Source organism: Flaviaestuariibacter terrae (assembly GCF_054777635.1).
Genome location: NZ_BAAHAL010000006.1, coordinates 1,015,160 through 1,037,858, shown reverse-complemented (window position 1 = coordinate 1,037,858; position 22,699 = coordinate 1,015,160). Strand labels below are relative to the sequence as shown.

14 protein-coding genes are annotated in these 22,699 nt (G+C 59.9%); 11 read left to right on the top strand and 3 right to left on the bottom strand.

Features of this window, described 5'->3' with window-relative positions; all coding sequences use genetic code 11:
- Positions 1-75: 75 nt before the first annotated feature.
- Positions 76-882, bottom strand: coding sequence for an RDD family protein (locus ACYU7Z_RS05260; RefSeq protein WP_460568102.1), 807 nt, complete (start codon positions 880-882; stop codon positions 76-78).
- Positions 883-951: 69 nt separating this feature from the next.
- On the opposite strand from ACYU7Z_RS05260, the gene ACYU7Z_RS05255 reads away from it, so the two are divergent.
- The 6 genes from ACYU7Z_RS05255 to truB all read left to right on the top strand — a co-directional run bounded on the left by ACYU7Z_RS05255 (position 952) and on the right by truB (position 7,046).
- A complete protein-coding gene (locus ACYU7Z_RS05255; RefSeq protein ID WP_460568100.1) occupies positions 952-1,920 on the top strand; it encodes a stage II sporulation protein M in 969 nt (322 codons plus the stop codon).
- Entirely contained in the window at positions 1,913-2,719 is an 807-nt protein-coding gene (locus tag ACYU7Z_RS05250; protein ID WP_460568098.1) for a DUF4129 domain-containing protein, read from the top strand. Before ACYU7Z_RS05255 ends, ACYU7Z_RS05250 begins: the two co-directional genes overlap by 8 nt.
- Positions 2,716-3,909, top strand: a complete 1,194-nt coding sequence (locus ACYU7Z_RS05245; protein WP_460568096.1) for a DUF4350 domain-containing protein — start codon at positions 2,716-2,718, stop codon at positions 3,907-3,909. The genes ACYU7Z_RS05250 and ACYU7Z_RS05245 overlap by 4 nt, the downstream gene beginning before the upstream one ends.
- A 1-nt stretch (position 3,910) precedes the next feature.
- The gene (locus tag ACYU7Z_RS05240) at positions 3,911-4,888 is read left to right on the top strand and encodes an AAA family ATPase (RefSeq protein ID WP_460568094.1); all 978 of its coding nucleotides are present in this window, start codon (positions 3,911-3,913) and stop codon (positions 4,886-4,888) included.
- Positions 4,888-6,234, top strand: a complete 1,347-nt coding sequence (locus ACYU7Z_RS05235) for a DUF58 domain-containing protein (RefSeq protein ID WP_460568092.1) — start codon at positions 4,888-4,890, stop codon at positions 6,232-6,234. Before ACYU7Z_RS05240 ends, ACYU7Z_RS05235 begins: the two co-directional genes overlap by 1 nt.
- 98 nt (positions 6,235-6,332) lie before the next feature.
- Positions 6,333-7,046, top strand: a complete 714-nt coding sequence (truB, locus tag ACYU7Z_RS05230; RefSeq protein ID WP_460568090.1) for a tRNA pseudouridine synthase B — start codon at positions 6,333-6,335, stop codon at positions 7,044-7,046.
- A gap of 621 nt (positions 7,047-7,667) precedes the next feature.
- On the opposite strand, the gene ACYU7Z_RS05225 is transcribed toward truB, so the two are convergent.
- Complete coding sequence (locus tag ACYU7Z_RS05225) at positions 7,668-10,040, bottom strand: BamA/TamA family outer membrane protein (RefSeq protein ID WP_460568088.1); 2,373 nt, start codon at positions 10,038-10,040, stop codon at positions 7,668-7,670.
- Positions 10,041-10,061: 21 nt separating this feature from the next.
- On the opposite strand from ACYU7Z_RS05225, the gene ACYU7Z_RS05220 reads away from it, so the two are divergent.
- Positions 10,062-10,838: a TrmH family RNA methyltransferase gene (locus ACYU7Z_RS05220; RefSeq protein ID WP_460568086.1), complete on the top strand. Its 777-nt coding sequence runs from the start codon at positions 10,062-10,064 to the stop codon at positions 10,836-10,838.
- Positions 10,839-10,907: 69 nt separating this feature from the next.
- Here ACYU7Z_RS05220 and ACYU7Z_RS05215 read toward each other — a convergent pair whose 3' ends face one another.
- The gene (locus ACYU7Z_RS05215) at positions 10,908-12,143 is read right to left on the bottom strand and encodes an ABC transporter permease (protein ID WP_460568084.1); all 1,236 of its coding nucleotides are present in this window, start codon (positions 12,141-12,143) and stop codon (positions 10,908-10,910) included.
- A 101-nt stretch (positions 12,144-12,244) separates the two neighbouring features.
- Between ACYU7Z_RS05215 and ACYU7Z_RS05210 the strand changes: the two genes are divergently transcribed.
- The 4 genes from ACYU7Z_RS05210 to ACYU7Z_RS05195 all read left to right on the top strand — a co-directional run bounded on the left by ACYU7Z_RS05210 (position 12,245) and on the right by ACYU7Z_RS05195 (position 22,678).
- On the top strand, positions 12,245-13,564 hold the full coding sequence (locus ACYU7Z_RS05210) for a DUF5103 domain-containing protein (protein ID WP_460568082.1): 1,320 nt from the start codon (positions 12,245-12,247) through the stop codon (positions 13,562-13,564).
- 425 nt (positions 13,565-13,989) lie between these two features.
- A complete protein-coding gene (locus ACYU7Z_RS05205; protein WP_460568080.1) occupies positions 13,990-16,251 on the top strand; it encodes a Tex family protein in 2,262 nt (753 codons plus the stop codon).
- A gap of 406 nt (positions 16,252-16,657) precedes the next feature.
- Positions 16,658-17,053: a hypothetical protein gene (locus tag ACYU7Z_RS05200; protein WP_460568078.1), complete on the top strand. Its 396-nt coding sequence runs from the start codon at positions 16,658-16,660 to the stop codon at positions 17,051-17,053.
- 870 nt (positions 17,054-17,923) lie between these two features.
- Positions 17,924-22,678, top strand: a complete 4,755-nt coding sequence (locus tag ACYU7Z_RS05195; RefSeq protein ID WP_460568076.1) for a beta strand repeat-containing protein — start codon at positions 17,924-17,926, stop codon at positions 22,676-22,678.
- Positions 22,679-22,699 lie beyond the last annotated feature (21 nt).

Sequence of the window (22,699 nt, the reverse complement as noted above, 5' to 3'; positions counted from 1 at the left end):
ACAAAAAACGGATGCTGGAAGCATCCGCTTTTTTTATTCCCCCTCTCCGTACCGGAGAGGGGTTAGGGGTGAGGTCTAGTGTGTCGTCAGGTAATTATAATCCTTCAGTAGCACCGCCAGGAATTCGAACGGCGACATGCTGTTGCTGATGTTGAGGTGCCCCTTGATCTTTTCGGCGGCGCGGTCGGCGAGGCCGTAGTCGTGGTGCTTTTGGGCCGAGTCGAGGATGTTCTTGATGGCATTGATATCACGGTCGGAGAGTTGGAGCACCTGCGGGAACTGCGGCGTATAACTGTCCTTGACGTGCTGGAAGATGGTCTCGTCGATTCCGGCCTTTTGCTTTGTCCGGATCAGCAGGGTATGGGCCAGGATATCGCCAAGCCGCTGCTGCCGTGGGGTGACGTTTACCAGGATGATGTCGAGCACGAGCAGCCCGAAGGCTACGCCGGCCTGCGTTACCATCTGCGCGCCACCGCCGGCGGCCGAGGATAGCATGATGATCACCACCATAAAATCGGAGGTACGGATCACCCAGCGGATCAGCACCTGGCTCACGCTGGGGCGACCGCCGCGGTCGTTGATGACGCGAAGTCCGAGCAGCCGCTTGCCCAGGCTTTGCCCGCCGAAGACGAGCTCGCAGAGGGGGTGGTAGGTGAGGGGCGGCACAACGGCCAGGAACCAGAAGATCGCCGTCGGTATTTCGTTGTTGCCCGTGTTGCGGCCGAGGCCGACCTCGTAGCCGGTGAACAGGTGGAACAGGATCCAGTAATAAAGCACCAGCACCACGATATCGATAAGCCAGGCGCCCAGTCGGCGGTGAAACGGGGCGGCCGGAAAGGTGATGCTGATGTTGAAACTCGTAGGTATATGTATCGTCGACATAGAGCGCCAACAAGTTACAGGATTTGGAAGGGAAATTTCTGTATTTTACGGAGCCTAAACAAGTTACCGTTGCGCGAAGGCTTATTTATCAAGAAGAACAAGGACCGCTGGGAGCAGATTGAGCAGGAGCGCGCCGCCAATGCCGATGAAACCGCCAGCAACTTCACCCGGCTGGTCAACGACCTGGCCTACGCCAAGACCTTTTACCCAAGCAGCAAGATCACGGTATACCTCAACGCACTGGCATCGCGCATCTACCTGAGCATCTACCAGAACCGCAAGGACCCGTCGAACCGGCTCGCGCATTTCTTCCGCTACGATGTGCCGCGCACGATCGCACGGCGCCACCTGATGCTGCTCTTCGCACTTGGTGTGTTTATCGTCTTCTTTTCCGTCGGTTTCTTCTCGGCGCTTCACGACCGCACCTTCGTGCGGCAGGTGCTGGGCAACCAGTATGTCGACATGACGGAGCGCAACATTGAGCAGGGCAATCCCTTCAACGTCTACGCACAAACGGGTCCTTTCCTGATGTGGATCCAGATCATGCTCAATAACATCATCGTTTCCTTCACCTATTTCTTCCGGGGCCTCGCGCTCGGCATTCCGAGCATCCTGGCACTCGGCAAAGAAGCGATCCGGCTCGGCGCTTTCGAGCACATGTTCTATGCGCACGGCCTCGGCGCCAACGCGGTGGTCACCGTGCTGCTGCACGGGCTCCTCGAGCTGACGGCCATCATCGTCACCTGCGGCGCAGGGCTCATCATGGGCACCAGCTTCCTGTTTCCCGGAACGCAGCGCCGCATGAAGGCCTTCCAGGAAGGCGTCAAAGACGGCGTGAAGATCATTGTGGCCCTTATCCCCGTGTTCATGGTGGCTGCGTTCATCGAAGGCTTTATCACCCGCCACTACAAGATGCCTATCGGTTATAGCCTCAGTATTCTGCTGGTGACGGGCACCTTCATCGTTTGGTACTTTATCGTTTACCCCTGGCAACTGCATCGCCGCGAGGCTCTGGAAAATAAGGGGGCCCATGCGTAGATACCGATACCTTTTTGTGCTGGCTTTCCTGCTCGGCCCGCTGGTACCACGTGCCCAGCAGGATACGGCTTATGCCACCGATGTGCCGGCGACCCTGACCGATACTGTTACGACATCCTCTGACGAGGATCCGGACTACGCGACCAGCAGCGAAAGCGAAGCCGACAGCACCTGGGCGATCGGCAAGCCGGTGGCCGCCGACAGCAGCCGCGTGGCTGTTCGCCCGTTGCCGCCCGGCGATCTTGACAACGCGCGCGCCGAGGACGATTTCTGGTATTGGAACTACCGGAAGAAAAAGCACAAGAAGCAAGCTGCGCCCGAGCGTTCATCGCCCAGTGAGCCCCTCGGCATACCATCTTTTGTATTCTGGATCCTGATCACGGCAGTCATCCTGGCGCTGCTCCATATGTTCCTGCTGTCGATCAACATCAACGTCTTTGCAAAGCGGGGCGTGGAGCTTGGGAGCGAAGAGGAGGCGGAGGCTGCCGAGGATATCTTCAACCGCAACTTCGAACGCGAGATCGCTGCGGCCGTGGCGGGCGGCGATTACCGCCTTGCCATACGCCTGCGCTACCTGCAGCTGCTGCGCGAGCTCTCCGATCGCAATATCATCCAGTACCGCTCCGGCGCAACCAATGGCGTTTATGTCAGCCAGCTCTGGGGAAGTGCTTATTATACCGATTTCTTCCGCATCACGCGCACCTTCGAATATGCCTGGTACGGTATGCTCCCGGTAACGCAGACCGCCTACGAGCGGATGCAGCAGGACGTCGCTCACCTGAAAACCCGTTTTTCATGAAGCGCTACGCACCCTTGCTGCTCCTCGCTCTGCTGCTCCTTGGGGGCGTCATCTACGTAGCACGTAAGAGCGGCGACCGCCAGTTCGACAACACGCCCACGCTGCGGCGCGAAGACCGGATACCTTATGGAACCTTCCTCGCGCGGCAGATGCTGCCGAAGCTTTTCCCCGGCGCAACCGTTTATAACGACCGCGCCGTTCCGGGGCACTCCGATTCGGTTTCGCGGTACAGCGACAAGCAGGCCCTCCTGTTCATGGGTTATTATATCGATGCCGACGACGACGAGGTGGATGACCTGCTCGAATTTGCAGCGCATGGCAACTACGTGTACTTCGTGGGTGCCGGCTTTTCCGATAACCTGTGCAAAGCCCTGCACATCGATGCACGGCAAAGCATGTCGGACGACGCCGATTCGCTGACCGTGGCGCTCGAGACGCCGCGCTTTGCCAGCCGCAGCTTCCACTGCCCCGGCACGGACATCAGCTCGCTGCTGATCCGGAACAACGCCGACAGCACTGTGCTGCTCGGTACGCGCAACGGCGGGCAACCCAACTTCCTGCAGTTCACCGTGGGCAAGGGCGCCATTTTCGTACATGCGTCGCCGCTGGCCTTCAGCAATTATTTCCTGCTGCAGCCGGGCAACGAGCAATACCTGGCCGCTGCACTCTCGGTGCTTCCGCCCGATCTGAAGCGCATCGGCTGGAGCGAGTATTATATCAGCAAGAACAGCAGCGGCGATGAGAAGGAACCCAACTGGCTCGGCATACTCCTGCGCTACAAGGCGTTTTCGTGGGCACTTGGCCTCCTGCTTGCCTTGCTGCTGCTTTATGCATTGTCGGAAATGCGCCGGCGCCAGCGCTGGATACCGCCCTACGAGCGGCCGACCAACGATTCGCTCGACTTCGTAAAGACTGTGGGCCGCCTTTATTACGACAAGCGCGATCACCACGACCTCGCCAGCAAGATGATCACCTATTTCCTCGACCACGTGCGGCAGCAGTACAAGATTCAAACGACGGTGCTCGACGAGGAATTTGCCCGCCGCCTCGAAGCCCGCTCGGGTTACCCGCGCGGGGAGCTCGATCACCTGCTGGCGCTGATCGCCGACATCCGCGCCCTCGAAAGCACTTCGGCGAAACAACTCATTCAATTACATCAGCAACTCGAAAACTATTACCAACATGGATAGTATGGAACAAGACGTCTTCGCGCAACGTACCGACCTCAGCGCGCTCAGCAGCGCCATCGACGCGGTACAGCAGCAGATCCGCCGCGTCATCGTGGGGCAGGATGAGCTCGTGCGGCTCATCATCACCGCCCTTCTTGCCGACGGACACGTGCTGCTCGAAGGCGTGCCCGGCGTTGCCAAAACGCTTTCCGCCAAGCTCACGGCCAAAAGCCTCGACGTACCCTTCTCGCGCATCCAGTTCACGCCCGACCTGATGCCTTCCGACGTGCTCGGCACCCCCGTGTTCAACCCGCGCGAAGGCACCTTCGACTTCAAGAAAGGCCCGCTCTTCAGCAACGTTGTGCTCATCGACGAGATCAACCGCGCCCCGGCCAAAACCCAGTCGGCGCTTTTTGAAGTGATGGAGGAACGCCAGATCACCATCGACGGCAAGACCTACCCGATGGCGCCGCCCTTTATGGTCATCGCCACGCAGAACCCCATCGAGCAGGAGGGAACCTACCGGCTTCCCGAAGCCCAGCTCGATCGCTTCCTCTTCAAGATCGTGGTGCCGTACCCGACGGCGGAGCAGGAGTATACGATCCTCCAGCAGTTCAGCCAGATGGGTACTGCCGATGTGCTCGCTGCCGTGCAGCCCGTGCTGCGCCGCGAGGAGGTGATCCGCCTGCGCCAGCAGGTGCGCTCCTTCGTGGTCGACCCGAAGCTGCTGCAGTTCATCGCCACCTTCGTGCACCAGACGCGCAACCACAAGTCGATCTACCTCGGCGCATCGCCCCGTGCCTCCATCGCCGTGATGAACGCAGGCAAGGCCATGGCCGCCCTCAACGGCCGCGACTTCGTAACACCCGACGACCTGCTCGAGGTGATCCCGCCCGTGCTGCGCCACCGCATCATCCTCTCGCCCGAAAAAGAAATGGAAGGCGTGACCGAAGATGCCGTGATCAAACAGATCCTGCAATCCATGGACATACCCCGCTGATGCGCTTCCTGAAATTTTTGCTCAACCGCAGCTCGTTCTTCCCCGACCGCAAGGTGTACTACCTGGGCTTCGTGCTGTGCGCGCTCTTTATCGGCACCTACTTCAAGCCGTTCCTGTTCCCGGTGGTGCAATTGCTGCTGCTCGGTCTCGTGCTCGCTCTGCTGGCCGACACCGTGCTGCTCTATAGCCGCAAGGTTTTCCGCGCGGCCCGCGTGGCGCCCGACCGCTTCAGCAACGGCGACGACAACAAGGTGCTGCTGGAGCTCCACAACGGCTATTCGTTTCCCGTGCATACGGAGATCATCGACGAGCTGCCCTACCAGTTCCAGGAGCGTCATTGGAAGCGCACTGCCAGCATCGCTTCCGGGCAAAAGGAAACGATCGAGTACCTGCTGAAGCCGCAGCAGCGCGGCGAATACCGCTTCGGTGCGATCAACGTGCTGGTGCGCGGTCCGCTTGGCTTTGCGTGGCGCCGTTTCCGCTTCCCGCAGGAGCAGGTGGTGAAGGTGTACCCGAGCTTTATGCAGGTGCGCCGCTTCCAGCTGCTGGCCGCCGCCAACCGCCTCCAGGAGGCCGGTATCAAGCGGCAGCGCGCCCTTGGTCACTCCCTCGAGTTTGAGGCAATCAAGGAGTATGTGCGCGGCGACGACTACCGCACCGTTAACTGGAAGGCAACGGCCCGCCGCGGCGACCTGATGGTCAACAACTTCACCGACGAGCGCAGCCAGCAGGTGTATTGCATCATCAACAAGGGCCGCGCCATGAAGATGCCCTTCGAAGGAATGACGCTGCTCGATTACTCGATCAACGCGGCGCTTGTGCTGAGCAACGTGGCGCTGATGCGGCAGGACAAGGCCGGCCTCATCACCTTCGGGCAAAAGACCGACTCGTTCCTGGCCGCCGACAAGAAGCCGGGGCAGTTCACACAGATACTCGAAACGCTGTACCGCGAGGAGACGACATTCCTCGACGTCGACTTTGAAAAGCTGTTTGCGGTGGTGCGCAACCGCATCACGCAGCGAAGCCTGCTGGTGCTGTTCACCAACTTCGAATCCTTCGAGAGCCTCGAGCGCGAGCTTCCTTCGCTGCAGCGGATGGCACATTACCACCTGCTTGTAGTGGTGTTTTTCGAGAACACCGAGCTGAAGACGCTTCGCGAGAGCAATACGAAAAACCTCGAGGACATTTACATCAAGACCATCGCCGAAAAGTTTGCGCAGGAAAAGCGCCTCATCGTCCGCGAGCTCCGCAAGCACGGCATCATCGCGCTCCTGACAACGCCCGAGAACCTCACCGTCCAGGCGATCAACAAGTACCTCGAAGTGAAGAACCGGCAGGGGATCTGAGTGAAATTCTCAATTCTCAATTTTCAATATTCAATGCTCAAGTGGCCTTGAACATTGGGAATTGAGCGTTGAACATTGAGAATTACTTTTGTGGGCTGATGGAAAAGACCCCCAACATATACGAGGAAGGGCAGGTACTGCTCGTGAACAAGGAATACCGCTGGACGTCGTTCGACGCCGTGCGCAAGCTGCGCAACACGATGCGGATCAAGAAGGTGGGGCATGCCGGCACCCTCGATCCGCTGGCCACGGGCCTGCTGATCATCTGCACCGGGAAGTTTACCAAGAAGATCAACGAGTATATGGCGCAGGAGAAGGAATACACCGGCACCATCACGCTTGGCGCCCGCACGCCCACCTACGACCTCGAAAGCGAGCCGCAGGACTTTGTTCCCATCGATCAGCTCACTCCCGAGCAAATACGGTCCGCCACGGCACAATTTACCGGAACCATCCAGCAGCTGCCGCCGGCGCATTCGGCTATCAAGAAAGACGGCAAGCGGCTCTACGAGCTCGCCCGCGCCGGCAAGGAGGTTGTGCTCGAGCCGCGCACGGTGACCATCAGGGAATTCGAGATCACGCGGATCGAAGGACCCGAGGTCGACTTCCGCGTCGTGTGCTCCACGGGCACCTATATCCGCTCCCTGGCCCACGATTTCGGCGCGGCCCTCGGTGTTGGCGGCTACCTGAGCGCCCTCTGCCGCACCCGCATCGGCCCTTTCCGCAACAGCGACGCGAAGACCGTCGGCGAGTGGGAAGCGATCATCCGCGAGGAGCTGGCCCGCGAAGCGGGTGGGCAGGTCAGCGAGTGAGCGGTGAGCAGGTGAGCGAGTGAGCTTGAGGTGAGCGAGTGAGCAGGTGAGCGGTGACCAATCCCGTCATTGCGAGCGAAGCAATCCCTTGATTTATGTCTCTGCAGCCTTCCGGGCCATGTTCCGGGGGCTTAAGCCCCAGGAAAAACATAGCGCCCCTACAGGGCGCCGTTCCATTTCCGTCGTTTTCCCCGGGTCTGCGACCCGGGGCTACAGACATGCTGCCCCTAAGGGGCAGTGCGCTACCAATGCCTGCTCGACCCGCCTACAGAAATGCTTTCCCAAGGGCAGTTTGCCAGCAAACATTCCCTTTGGATTCCATTTTGTCAATCATTGATAAATAACCCGGCAAGGGCCGAGCAACGATGTTTGGCCGTTGCATGCGCACGTGCAAGCGCCGACCATGGGTGTTTTACTCGTTTATGCGCGTCGGAAAGTCCCGAACATAGTTGCTCCGGGGTAAAATGCAGGCAGATGAGCACGGAACACACTTCTCCGGCCTCTCCTTGCAAACCAGAAGGCCCCGAACAACACGGTTCGCCACAAATACACCCGAATCTGAAATCTAAAATCTAAAATCTGAAATCCACATCAGCGATCCTACATCCGCGATCCGAGATCTTAAAACGGGTAGTCTACTCCCAGCTGCACCGTTCCCTTGAGCACATCAAACTTGTAAAAAAGCTTGTTCTGCGCCAGCGGGTCGGCAGGGCTCGGGTCTTTCATCTTGAAGGCATAGTCGACGCGGAACTTGAGGAAGCCGAAGTCGATACGAACGCCGGTGCCGACGTCGATCGCGATATCGTGCCAGAGGCGCGAGAGGCGGAATTCGCCGTTCGGGAAGGCGGGGTTCTCACGCAGATACCACACGTTGCCGATGTCGCTGTACAGGGCACTGTTGATAAAGACGCCGCGCACGTTGGCCACCTGGAAGCGATACTCCACGTTGCCTTCGAGCTGCATGTCGCCGAAACGCTCGGGGCTTACGTCGCGGGCAAACGACTGGATGCTCGAGCCCGGGCCAAGCTTGCGCAGCGTCCAGCCCCGCATGCTGTTGGCGCCGCCGGCATAGTAGGCGCGGTAGAAGGGCAGGTAAAAGCGCGTGCTGTCGGTATTGCTGAAGGGCATGCTGTAGCCGATGCCGAAGAGCGCGCGCGTGGCCAGCACCCGGTTGTTACCCAGCTTCCGGTTATACTGCCAGGTTAGATCGAGCTTGATAAAGCGCTTCAGGTTTTCGTCGAGGAATTTCGAGTTGATCTGGCTGATGAGGAGACCCGCCGGTTCCAGCGACCCGCGCAGCACATGGGTCGACCGGGTCGAGGCCCAGGTGCCGGTCCAGTTCCAGAGGCTCGAGATGATCAGGCCGTCGTTGAAGAGAAACTGGTAGGAGCGGTTGTTTTTGATCAGCGTGTCGAGAATGGCGAAGCGCCGCACCGACGTGTACTCGATGTTGGGGATCCGCACCGAACCGATCCGGTTGTTGCGCGATCCCTCGTAGCCCCAGGACGCGTTCATGCTGAGCAGGTCGAGGTAATCGATGCGGTGGATGTAGCGGGTTGCCAGGGCAAGCGACGTACGCTGGCTTGTGCGGTATGGGTTGCGCACGGGTATCGGCAGTATGGGAAACTTGCGGAAGATGACCAGGTTGGCCGGGAAGATGAGGCGCGGGAAGACAAAGGAGGCCGCGCCCGACACCTGCATCGTTTGCGTCACCGTGGAGTTGATCTCGGTGGCCACGCCCGCGCTGTACGTAGCCTGGATGGCGCGCCGCGCGAAGTTGCGGTTCTGCAGGTTGGCGTTTATACCAACCAGGTTCGAGCCCACGAACAGGCCGCCCAGGTTCTGGCTTCCCTCGAGACCGATGTCGAAGTGATACTTCTCCGCCGGCGTGAGGCGGATAACCATGTCGACCGAGTCGGTGCCGGCCCGCGGGATCGGATCGACCGAGGCAATGCGCCAGGCAGCGAGGCTGTTGAAGCGGGTGGCCGTGCGGTCGATGACGCGCTGGTCGTAGAGCTGACCGCGGCGGAAGTAGACGTTGCTCGTGAGCACGCGGTGCTTGAACAGGTCCTGGTAGCTGCGGATATAGATGCCGCTCGTATCCAGTACCGTTGTGGGGCTGGGAAGCTTGGCGTTCTCGAGGGTGAGGTCGGGGTACACGGTGATGGTGCCGATATGGTAGCGCACCAGTACGCCAGTGTCGGCGATGGGGCGAAGGCGGTATTCAATATCGGCCACGGGGTTGTCGCGGCGGCGCTGCAGCGCCTCGAGCAGGCGCGCCTGTTCCAGCGGGTCGAAGGTGGGACGCAGCAGCGCGATGCCGACCGTATCGAACACGATCGTCATCTGCTCGCGCGAGAAGCGGAGAAAGCCGTTGTTGTGGTAGATGCCCACGAGGCGGTCGAGCTCGGAGGAGAGCAGGGGCTTGGCGAAAGGTGCGCCCTTGCGGATGGGGCTCGCGGCCTGGTTGCGGAGCGTGATCTGCTGCAGGCTGTCGAGGGCGGCGGCCTGGCGCGGGCTGTTGAGCGTGGTGTCGTTCAGCGCGATGCTGATGGAGTCGATGAGCGTCAGCTTGCCGGGTGTTACGTAGAAGTCGAGTGTCGTGCGCAGCTGGTCGCCTTTGCGCACCGTGTCGGCCGTATACCAGGCCGTGTCGCGGTAATAGCCGAGCGAGTGCATGAGCGCATCAATATAGCCGATCGACTTGTCGGCGTTTGCGCTGTCGTATACGGGCGGGTTGCGGAGCTGGCTGATGACGAAGGCCTTCGATACACGCCGCACGTTGATGCTGTCGTGGAGCTGCTGGCGGAGACGCGTCTCGAGGTCGTTGCGGTCGTCGCGCTTCAGCGAATCGTCCTGCACGTGCACGTTGGCTTCGTACACGAAGGGACGGCCGATCGGGTAATTCTTCACCGAGCAGGCGGAAAGCAGCATCAGGGCAGCAAACAAGAAGCTATTTTTGAGGCGGTATAAGCGTTGTGCTGCCGTCTTCATCCATTTAATTTATTCCGGTCAATGCTGAGTAAAGGAGCGCTCAAAGATATTCAAAGATTAGGCCTCAAAAAAGGTCGCGCGGAAACGGGTCTCTTTATCGCGGAAGGCCCCAAGGTCGTGGGCGAGCTGCTCGAAGCCATTCCCGCGCAGGTGGAAGCCGTGTACGCGCTCCCCGAATGGATCGAGAGCCACGGCGCCCTCGTGCCGCCGCAGCAGCTTCATGCCATCACGGAAACAGAGCTCGAACGCATCTCGCAGCTACAGACGCCCCACGCGGTGCTCCTGGTTGCACGGCAGTGGACGGGAACCCGCCCGGCACTGATAAAGCCTCAGGGTACCGGCGCGCTGACCTTGTATCTCGATACCATCCAGGATCCCGGCAACCTCGGCACCATTCTCCGCATCGCCGACTGGTTCGGCATCCGCGACGTCGTGTGCAGCGGCGGCTGTGCCGAGCTGTTCAACCCCAAGGTGGTGCAAAGCACGATGGCCTCACTGGCACGCGTAAACGTTTGGTACGACGAGGAAAACAACTGGCTCGACGGGCAACAGGTACCCATCCTCGCGGCCGCCTTGGATGGCACCTCGCTTTACGACGCCAAATTAACCGGTGCCGCCATTCTCCTGATCGGCAACGAATCCAAAGGACTCCGCCCGGAGTTGCTGGCCCGTGCCACGCAAAAGATCACCATACCCAGGATTGGAGGTGCGGAAAGCCTCAATGCGGCGGTGGCTACGGGGATTATTGTGAGTCACCTCGCCCAACCCCTAACCCCTTCCCGAAGGGAAGGGGAATGACTTTCTCCAAACAAACAAGGAGCGTGTTTGCAAACTCCCCTTCCCTTCGGGAAGGGGCCGGGGGATGGGCTACGAAAAGCGTATCGCCTGTATCGGCCGGATCTTCCGCACCAGCAGTGACGGGATCAGCAGCACCAGCATCGACAGCAGGAGCGTGGCGCCTACCACCCAGCCGATCTGCGTCCAGTCGATCTGCACGGCCGCGGTACTCATGTAGTATTCTTCTTCCTTCAGCTTTACAAAACCCGTTTTTTGCTGCAGCCAGATCAGCAGCAGGCTGAGGCCCGTGCCGATGCTGATGCCGATGATGGTCACGAGCGCCGAGTGCACGAGGAAGATCTTCTGGATGGCCCAATCGGTGGCGCCCACGGCCTTCAGAATGCCGATCATCCGCACGCGCTCCAGCACCAGGATGATGAGGCAGGTGATAAAGTTGATGATGACGATCACGGCCACGATGCCCAGGAGAATGCTGCCGTTGGAGCCCACGATCCCGAGCCAGTCGAAGATGTTGGGGTAGATCTCGCGGATGGTGTGGGTTTCCCAGAGCTGCGGGAAAGAGGGCTCGGAGAAGATGGCGGCGCTTGCGCGGTCCATGTCCTTATAATCTTTCAGGAATACCTCGTAGCCGCCCACCTGGTTGTCCTGCCAGCCATTGAGGCGCCGGATAAGGCGGATGTCGCCAAGGGCAAAGGTCTTGTCGTATTCCTCGATACCGGTCTTGTAGATCCCCACCACCGTTAGCTTGTCGGGGCGGAGCGAGCCGTCGGGGCGCACGAAGTAGATCAGCAGGCGGTCGTTGACCTTCAGGTGCAGCTGGTTGGCGGTATAGCGCGAAACCACGATCTCGCGGCTGTAGGACGAATCGGTGAAGCGGATCCAGCGCCCGCTGTCGAGGAAAGGCGCCAGGTGCGCGAAGTCGTAGGTGCTGTCGAGGCCCTTGACGAGCGTGCCTTCCATCTCGTCGGGGGTTTTGAGGATGGCGTACTTGGTGGCGAAGGGATGAATGCTCTGAACCGCGGGCATGCTCTTTACGGTGCGCACAACCGAGTCGTTCTGCGTGATGGGCAGCTCCTCGGCGATGGCGCTCTTGCCCGGCTGCCGGTAGCCGATCCGCAGGTGCCCCCAGAAGGAGAAGACCTTCTGGCTCACCACGCCCTGGAAGCCGTTGACAAAGGAAAGTGTCACGATCATCACCATCACGCTGATGACCGTAGCCACCGTGCTGAGGCGGATGATGAAGCGCGAAAAGCTCCGTTGCTGGTTGAAGGCGATGCGGCGGGCAATAAACGAGGAAATATTCACAGTGTTTTTTCGTTTCTTCGGGAACCCTCCGGCGCCGATTCGCGTCTATCCGGGGCTACCGCGCCAAAGATAACCGGCCGCGCGTTAACGAAGCATTCCATATGAACCGTATCATCGCCCTCATCCTGGTCCTTTTTTCGTCTGCCACCACTTTGTGGGCAACTCCCCGCACCGCACATCCGACACCCGAGATCCGCGATCCGAGATCCGGGAGTGGCTCTGCCTTTGACATCCGGACCATCCAGCTCTACCGCACCGGCGACCAGACCTCCTTCCCGATGATCCCCCTCGGCTCGCTGGAATCGCTGGAGCTGCACTTCGACGATATGGACGCCGACGTGAAAAATTACTATTACTCTTACGAGCTGTGCGACGCCGACTGGACACCCAGCATCCTCCACAGCTTCGAGTATATCCGCGGATTCTCCAACAACCGCATCAGCAACTACCGCATGTCGTCGGTCACCTCGTCGCGCTACACGCACTACCAGGCCGTGCTTCCGGATCGCAACTGCATGCCCTCGCGCTCGGGCAACTACCTGCTCCGCGTATTCCTGAACGGTGATACCGCGCAGGCCGTGTTTACCAAACGCTTCGTGGTGTACGAAAACCAGGCGAAGGTAGCCGCGCAGCTGCTGCAGCCGTTCAATTCGCAGTATTACAGCACGCACCACAAGCTGCATATCGGCATCACACCCGACCAGAACAAATTGAACCTGATGGGTCCGCAGGACTTTACCGTGGTTGTTCTGCAGAATAACAACTGGGTGACGTCGATCCAGATGAAGCAGCCGACCATCTACCGGGGCAACTATTACGAGTACAGCGACGAGTCGATCACGGCGATCCCTGCCGGCATGGAGTGGCGCTGGCTCGACCTGCGCAGCCTTCGCCTTATGAGCGAGCGCGTGGAGCGGATCAACTCGCGGCGCGATACCACGCAAGTGTTTGTGAAGCCCGATGCACCGCGGGAGGGCAAGATCCGCGTGCAGTACCGCGACAACAACGGCGCCTACACGATCGAGGCGATGGACAATATCAATCCCTTCTGGCAGTCGGAGTACGGCAACGTACACTTCACGTTCCGCCCTCCCTCGGGTGAGCCCTTCAAAGACCGCGACGTGTACATCTTCGGCGAGCTGAGCGACTGGATGCAGGATGGCCGCGGCCGCATGGAATTCAACTCCGAGCGCGGCGTGTACGAGGGCGAGCTGATGCTGAAGCAGGGCTACTACAACTATCTCTACACAACAGTGCCCCGGGGGCGCACCTATCCGGCCGACATGAGCGCCACCGAGGGCAACAACTGGGCGACCGACAACCAGTATACGATCCTCGTCTACTTCCGTGCCTTCGGCGACCGCTCCGACGCAGTTGTTGCGGCAACGACTGTTCGGTCGGTGTTTAGCACGAACCGGTAGAGACGTTTTGATGGTTCTTATGGTTCTTACGGTTTTTTCTGGCGAGGTCGGGAAAGAAAAGTTTGTGATCCGTCATGGCGCGCGCAGCGAAGCAATCCCGTCCAAGTTTACCCCCGCAGCCCCGGGCGGCATCAGCGCCAGCCTGCAGGGGCTTGCTTCGCTTAACGTCGTTCGGCTCGCAATAACGGTCCTATAGGTGAATCCCGTGTTTCCGCTGCGGCCGCGGAGGCGGCCTCCCAGGGCTTGCTTCGTCACCCGGCGCCCGGCGCCTTCTTCCTTGCAATGACGAACGGCGTCGGCAAACCTCTCAAAACCTTCAATACCTTTTAAAACCCACCAAAACCTTCCGCCAACCCTCAACCTTAAGAACCCTCAGAACCTTAAGAACCTTACTTTTGCCCTCCCCGAAAAACACTGGAAATTCTATGGAAACAAAATACCTCCGCCACCTTGCCGGCAAGCTGGGCCTGGCCGAGAAGCAGGTGACCGCCATCGACAACCTGCTCGCCGAAAGCGCTACCATTCCCTTTATGGCCCGCTACCGCAAGGAAGCAACGGGCGGTCTCGACGAGGTCGTGATCGGCAACGTGGTCGAAGAGATCGGCTATTTCAACGAGCTGGCGAAGCGCAAGGAAACCGTGCTCAAAACGATTGGCGACCTGGGCAAGCTGACACCCGAACTGCAAAAGAAGATCGACGAATGCTATAGCGCCAATGAGCTCGAGGATCTCTACCTGCCCTATAAGCCGAAGCGCAAAACCCGCGCCGTGGCGGCCATCGAGAAAGGCCTCGAGCCGCTCGCCGACCGGCTCCTGGCCCAGGAATCCTTCGACGTGGAAGGCGCCGCGCAGGCCTTTGTGAATGAGCAGGTGAAAGACACGAAGGAGGCCCTGCAGGGCGCCCGCGACATCATCGCCGAGCGCGTGAGCGAAGACGCCGAAGCCCGCAACAAGATCCGCGTGCTCTTTGAAAAGGAAGCCGCACTGACCGCCCGTGTGCTCGAAAGCAAGAAAGAAGAGCCCGAGGCGCAGAAGTACCGTGATTACTTCGACTTCAACGAGCCGCTCGCCAAATGCCCCTCGCACCGCCTGCTGGCCATCCGCCGCGGCGAAAAAGAAGGCTACCTCCTGATGGACCTCGCGGTGGAAAAAGCGTCGGCCGTAGAACTACTGGAAAAGCAGTTTGTCAAAGCATCGAACCCCGCGGCGTCCGAAGTAAAGCGCGCCGTGGAAGACGGCTACAACCGCCTGCTGAAGCCCTCCATCGAAAACGAATTCCGCCTCCTCTCCAAGAACAAGGCTGACGAGGATGCCATCAATGTATTTACCGAGAACCTGCGCCAGCTGCTGCTCGCCTCACCACTGGGCTCACGCCGCGTGCTTGCCCTCGACCCCGGCTACCGCACCGGCTGCAAGACCGTGTGCCTCGACGCACAGGGCGCGTTGCAGTACCATACCGTTATCTACCTGCACCAGTCCGACAATGCCGTCACCGAGCTGAAGAAGCTCGTGGCGAAATATGATATCGAAGCCATCGGCATCGGCAACGGAACCGCCGGCCGCGAAACCGAGGCCCTCGTGCGCGGCATCGACTTCGGAAAGCCGGTGAGCATCTTCCAGGTCAACGAAAGCGGCGCCTCCATCTACTCCGCTTCCGAAGTGGCCCGCGAGGAATTTCCCGACCAGGACGTCACCGTGCGCGGCGCCATCTCCATCGGCCGCCGCCTCCTCGACCCGCTGAGCGAGCTCGTGAAGATCGATCCCAAGTCGATCGGCGTGGGGCAGTACCAGCACGACGTGAACCCGGTGAAGCTCAAAAGCGCCCTCGACCGCGTGGTGGAAAGCGCCGTGAACTTCGTGGGTGTCGATGTGAATACGGCCTCCAAGCACCTGCTGCAGTACGTGTCCGGTATTTCTACAACCCTGGCCGGTAACATCGTGGCCTACCGCAACCAGAACGGTCCCTTCCGGAGCCGCGAGGAGCTGAAGAAAGTGCCCCTGATGGGACCGAAGTCCTTCGAGCAGTGCGCGGGCTTCCTCCGCATTCCCGGTGCCGAAAATCCGCTCGACAATTCGTCGGTGCACCCGGAACGCTACGGCCTCGTGGCGCAGATGGCCGCCGACCTGCAGGCGACGCTTGAAGACCTGATCAAACAATCGCAGCTCCGCAAGGGCATCGACAAAAAGAAATATGTCAGTGAGACGGCAGGTACCTACACGATCGACGACATCCTGAAAGAGCTCGAGAAACCTGGTCGCGACCCGCGCGGCACGGTGGAGGAGTTCCGCTTCGAGGAGTCGATCAAGAGCATCGAGGATGTAAAGGTGGGGATGCAGGTTCCGGGTCTTGTCACCAACATCACGGCCTTCGGCGCCTTTGTCGACATCGGCGTGAAGCAGGACGGCCTCGTGCACGTGTCGCAGCTGTCGAACCGCTACGTGAGCGATCCCAACCAGGTAGTGAAGCTGGGGCAGAAGGTGCAGGTGACCGTTACGGAAGTCGATGTGCCGCGCAAGCGCATCGCCCTGACGATGAAGACCGCGGCGCCGCCGCAGAAAGGGGAGGGGCGTCCCGCGCAGTCGCAGCGTCCGCAACCCCAGCGCGCACCGAAGCCCGCCGCACCGAAGCAGGAGGAAGGCTCCTTCGCCGACAAGCTCGCTTCGCTGCAGCAGAAATTCAAGAAGTAACGTTAACCTTTTTTGTAGCAAAGGGCCGCTCCGCGGCCCTTTGGTCGTAGCGGGCGAAGCGAAGGATCGGTGCCGGCAACAAGGCCATCGCAAGCTTTCAAAGCGAGTGCCTTTTGCCGGCAGCGTTCATTACAGGTACGGACAGTCGCTTATGGCGGAATCACAGATGCTTCGCTTCGCTCAGCATGACAAAGGCCCCGCGGAGCGGGGCCTTTGTGCGCCAGCCTAAGCCAAAGCTTCCCGCCGCGCATCGCGCAACTACAAACCACAAACTACAAACTCCCGCCATCGCTGAAGCTTCAGCGGGCAGAGCCAAACCTCAAACTCCCGCCTTCGCTAAAGCTTCAGCGGGCCGGCCAAACTCCAAACATCAAACCCCAAACTCCAAACTCTTTATTTTCGCGCCATGCGCTTCCTCAAATACCTCGGTGCCCTTGCGGCTGTTGCCCTGATTATCGCCTGCTTCCAGCCTTGGGTGATCATCGCCTCGCGCGGGATCGTGGTGTATGGGATGGACCCGGGCCCGACCAACTACGGCAAGCCGGGCCTGCTGCACCTGATCTTCAGCGCGCTGTTCCTGGCGCTGATCTTCATCCCGCGGATCTGGAGCCGCCGCCTCAACCTCTTTTTCCAGGCCTTCAACGTCGCCTGGGCCTTCAAGAACCTGCTGCTGATCGGCGCCTGCGCCTATGGGGAGTGCCCGGTCAAGCAAACGGCAATCTACCTGCTCCCGGTGCTGACCATTCTGATGCTCCTTACCGTGCTCCTCGCCCCCGAGGACCTGCCCGCTTCATCAAAATAATTGCGGCGAGCACCGGCGACAGGACCGGTTGTGGGCTGCAGGCCAGCGAGTTATCCACGTTTCAAAAGATTTTATGCCCAATGTTCTTCCGGATGGGCCCGATTTCTTATTTTGGTAACCTTTCCAACGATTTTGCTTGCCCTGGGGCCACTAGATTTGCCCCCGTTACTAACCAGACTGCACCATCCAATTTCCCCTGCTGAACCGAACCCTGTGGACTCCCTGCGGCGGTCGCCGCAATTCACTCCGCACATTAAAACGTAAAAAACCAAAACCGATATGACACAGTCATTTCTGTCAGCGACCCCTACAGTGGTCACACACAGCACAACCAGAACCCGGTTCCGGAAGAACGGCCTGCGCCGGCTATTCCTCGCCGTGAGCGCCGCATTGACGGCCGCAGTAGCCGGCGCGCAGACGACGCAGACGATCTTTTCGGAGAACATGGGTACCACGGCTACAACAAACATTGGTGCAAGTACCGGCTTCCAAAACACTGGTCTGACTTTCTCCGGAACAGGAGAAATAAGAACGACATCTGCATCTACCGCTTATGCCGGAGCCTCTGGGGGCGGCAACGCCTTCCTCACCAATACATCGGCGGGGTTCACATTTGTAATTTCCGGAATCAATACATCGGCATTTTCGTCTTTGACACTTTCTTTTGGAATGCTCAAGAATGTGACTGCTGCCGGTGGAATCGTTGTTGAAGTAAGTTCGGATGGCACTAACTACACGCCCCTCACTTTCACACAGTCAGGGAATTCAACTTGGAATTATTACACTCCGACTGGAACGATTCCTTCGACAAGTTCATTGTCGATCCGTTTTCGAAATAGTACAACCACCGCGCAGTATCGTTTTGATGACGTGAAGCTGACCGGTATCCCCGCATCACCGACAACTACCGGCATCTCTCCGAATACTGTGACTGCTGGTGGAAGTGCCTTCACCATTACGGTCAATGGCACAAACTTCATCAAGGGAAGCGCAAACAGCAGCAATCTTCCGTCGGGCACTGCTTCTTCTGTTGTAACGTATGGTGGTACTGCAGCTACCACAACTTTTGTTAGCAGCACCCAACTGACGGCAACTATTCCCGCCGGCGCCATCGCATCGGGTGGGACGGTTAATATTGGTGTCAGCACTAACGGTGCCGCTACTGTGTCGAACACACAGACCCTCACGGTATCTACACAGCCTTCTGCAACGACCGGTGCCGCATCGCTGACCAATGGCAGCAGCTCGGTAACACTGAACGGCACGGTGAATGCCGCTACGGCCTCCACTACCGTTACCTTCAACTACGGTCTTACAAATGCCTACGGCACCTCGGTCGCCGCTTCGCAAAGCCCGGTGAGTGGCAGCAGCAACACGCCTGTGTCGGCCGCTATCTCCGGCCTCGATCCGAACGTAACCTACCATTTCAATGTTAGCGCGAGCAATGCTGGCGGTTCCGCTACCGGCAACGATGCGACCTTTGTATCGCCCGCTGCAACGCCCGCAGCGCCCAGTGTTAACAACCCCACGATCACCACGCTCGACGTAGCGCTGAACAGCGATGCCAACCCTGCTGGTACCGAATACGCCATCATCGAAACGAACTCCGGCCAGTATGTGCAGGCCAACGGATCGCTGGGTGTCAGCGCAGCATGGGCTACGATGGCTGCCTGGGGCACAAAGACCGTGACCGGTCTTACGGGCAACACCTCCTACAGCTTCCAGGCCATCGCCCGCAACAGCAGCGGAACCACAACGGCCAACAGCACTTCCGGCAGCGGCACAACTTTGAATGGCAACAGTCTCTCGGTGAACCCGGCTTCCTTTGCCGCTTCCTATTGCAACGCTTCTGACAATACGTTCAACGTCAGCTTCACTGCCGGCGGCACCTTCAACGGAACCTTCAAAGTGCAGGTATCCGACGCCAGCGGCGCTTTCCCGAACAACACGACCAGCAATATCATCGGCTCGGGTGCCACTTCGCCGATCCCGGTGACCATCCCGGCAGGCTATACCGCTGGTACAGGCTACCGCTTCCGCGTGCTTAACGACAACCCGGAATTCTACGGCTCCGACAACGGCTCCAACGTAGCTGTCGTAGCTGCCGTCACGCCTTCGGTAAGCATCAGCAGCGCACCCGGCACGACAATTTGCTCCGGCACCTCGGCCACCTTCACGGCCACGCCCGTCAACGGCGGCACGCCAACCTATGTATGGACCAAGAACGGCACGACCGTCGGTAGCAACAGCAACAGCTACACCGATGCCGCGCTGGCCAACGGCGACGTCGTCAAGGTGACCATGACTTCCTCGATCTCCTGTGTTACGACGAACGGCGTTTCCGACCAGGTAACGATGACCGTGAACACGACCCCCGCACCGCCGACACCGACCGTGTCGAATGGTTGCGGCTCGGCCACACTCAACGCTATTGCTGATCCGGGCGCTCCCGTTGTGTACTACTGGCAGGGCCTCCGCAGCAGCGGTACCCAAACCGACTCGGTAGCCACAACGGCCTATACCGCCTTCTTCAGCGGCACCTACTACCTCCGCGCGTTCAACAGCAGCACCGGTTGCTGGTCGACGACCTCGAGTTCGGTGATTGTTAACAGTGCCAACATCATCGCTGCGCCCTCCATCACCCAGCAGCCGGTTTCGGTTACCGGCTATATTTCGGGCGGCGCTACGTTCATGGCTACGTCTACCGGCGCCGCTACGAACGGCCGCACCTGGCAGGTTTCCACCGATGCTGGCGCCAACTGGTCGGCAGTAGCCAACAGCGCACCCTACGCCACTACCTACGGCACGACGAGCTATCTCGCTATCAACAGCCTTACGGCTTCCATGGCCGGCTATCAATACCGCCTTCAGGTCAGCGGCAACGCGCCTTGCGGCAACGTACAGAGCAACGCCGCCACGATCAGCAGTGTCGCTCCTGCGCAAGCCGTTGTGTTCCTGGAAACCGGCGGCACGCTCGCCACGGGCGGTACCGTGGTTGGCAGCTATTCGGGCTATTCGAACGGCGTTGGGCTCAGCTTCAGCTCCACTACCGCCAATAGCACGGATGTACGCAATACCACTCCTTCCGGAGGCTATGCGAATGCATCTGCAGTTGTGAATTTCTTTATGGGACAAGGCGGCGCGGTACAGCGTGACCTCGTTATCTCCAACATTAATACGACCAATTACCAGAACCCCGTACTGAGCTTCGGTATGTACCGCAGCAACACGGTGGCCACGATGGTACTCGAAGTAAGCAGCAACGGTACAACCTGGACCCCGCTGACCTTTAGCTACCCGACGGTCACGTCGACCTGGACGCCGATCGTTGCTTCGGGCACAATCCCCTCGACGAGCAACCTGCGTATCCGCTTTACGAAAGACGGAGCCGGTGATATCCGCCTCGACGACATCCGCCTCGCCGGCTACTTTGCCGATCCCACAACGACCTCGCTGAGCCCTTCCTCGGGTTATGCCGGTGATGCCGCTTTCACCCTTACGGTGAACGGCTCGAACTTCCAGAACGGTGGCCGCTCGGTCATCACCTGGAACGGCACGCCGCTCACGACCACGTATGTCAGCAGCTCGGTTCTTACCGCGTCGGTGAACCCCTCGCTGGTCGCTACGGCAGGTACTGCTACTGTTGGCGTAACCACCACGGGTGCCGTGAATGCTTCCAACACGCAGACCTTCACCATCAACCCGCGCAGCATTACGCTCAACACGATCTCGGGCAACAGCTTCTGCAACGGCTCCGACAACAGCCTTACGGTGGGCTTCAGCCCCGTGGGCAGCTACAGCGGCTCGTTCTACGTACAGCTGTCCGATGCCTCGGGTAACTTCCCGAGCAACACTACCAGCAACATCATCAGCGTTGCCGCCAACGGCTCGCCCATCAGCGCCACGATCCCGCAGGGTACGGCCGCCGGCACCTATAAAGTGCGCGTGGTCAACAGCAACCCCGCTACGTTCAGCAACGCCAGCGCCGGCATCACGATCGATCAGTCAGGTTCCGCAACGCTTTCGTATCCCGGCTCGCCCTATTGTACTTCTACGGGTACGGCCAGCGTGTTCTTCAGCGGCACCAACGGCGGCACCTTCACGGCTTCGCCCGCAGGCCTTTCGATCGACGCCGCTACCGGCGCCATCGACATCGCCGCCTCGGCTGCCGGCACCTACACCGTGACCTACAGCTTCGCCGGCGGCACGGCCTGCGCCTCCTCTTCGAGCACGCAGGTGTCTATCCGCCCCACGTCGCTCTTCGATGCCTCTTCGATCGGCAACCCGGTATTGTGCGCCGGAAGCAGCACCGCCCCGATTAACTTCAGCGGACCTGCCGGTATCACCTACAACTGGGCCAACAGCAACAACAGCATCGGCCTCGGATCCTCCGGCACGGGCAACATCCCGTCGTTCACCGCCGTCAACGCCGGTGTCACGCCGCAGTATGCTACGATCAGCGTTCTCCCGGTAGGCGGCACAGGCTGCACCGCCAAGATCCTGTCGTTCCGCATGACCGTCAACCCGCGCCCGACCGTCAACGCAATCAGCAGCCAGACCCTCTGCGCCGGCTCGGCCACGGCTCCTGTTTCGTTCACCGGCGCCCTGGCCAGCACGACCTACAGCTGGACCAACAACAACACATCGATCGGCCTTATCCCTGCCGGCACCAACAACATCCCGTCATTCACCGCGGTGAACAATACGGGTGCGCTGCAGACCGCAACGGTCAATGTCGTTCCCTACGCCAACGGTTGCGCGGGCACGGCTGCCAGCTTCAGCATCGCTGTTTCGCCTTCGGCAGGCACGATCAACTATGCCGGCTCGCCCTATTGCCAGGCAGGCCCTGCCATGGTTACCCGCACGGGTTCAACGGGCGGCACCTTCTCGGCTTCGCCCGCAGGTCTCTCCATCGATGCAGTCACGGGTACTGTTAACCTCGCGGCCTCTACTGCCGGAACGTACACGGTGACCTACACGGTGGGCGCCTCGGGTGGCTGCTCGCCGACGGCTACTACCAATATTACCATCAAGCCGATGGCTACGGTCAACGGCATCGCCAACCAGGTGTATTGCAACGGTACCGTAACGGCGCCCATCGCCTTCAGCGGTACGGCGACCAACTTCTCCTGGACCAACGACAATACCTCCGTCGGGCTGGCTGCCTCGGGCACCGGCACAAGCCTGCCTTCCTTTACCACGGTCAACGCAGGCCCGGGCGTACAGTATGCCTACATCAAGGTAACGCCGCTGGCCGGCTCGAACAGCTGCGTCGGCAAGGCCATTGGGTTCCGTATCTCGGTGAACTTCTGCCCGCCGATCACCCAGTCGGGTGGCACGGCTGCAGGCGGCGATGCCACGGCCCGCCTGTCGCCGGCGGCCAGCGTGCAGCTGAGCCCCAACCCCGCCAGCACCCAGCTGACGGTTCGCTACAGCGGCAGCGACGCAGGTCCCTTCTCGGTACAGCTCCTCGACGCCCAGGGTGCGCCCGCCACGCGCCTCCAGTCGTTCAGCGGTGCAAGCACCACGATCGACCTGTCCACGGTGCGCCCCGGCATCTACCTGCTCCAGCTGGTCAACGCCCGCACAGGAGCTGCCCTGCAAAAGCAGGTGATCAAGCTCTAAAGAAAAATTGGGTTACAGTAA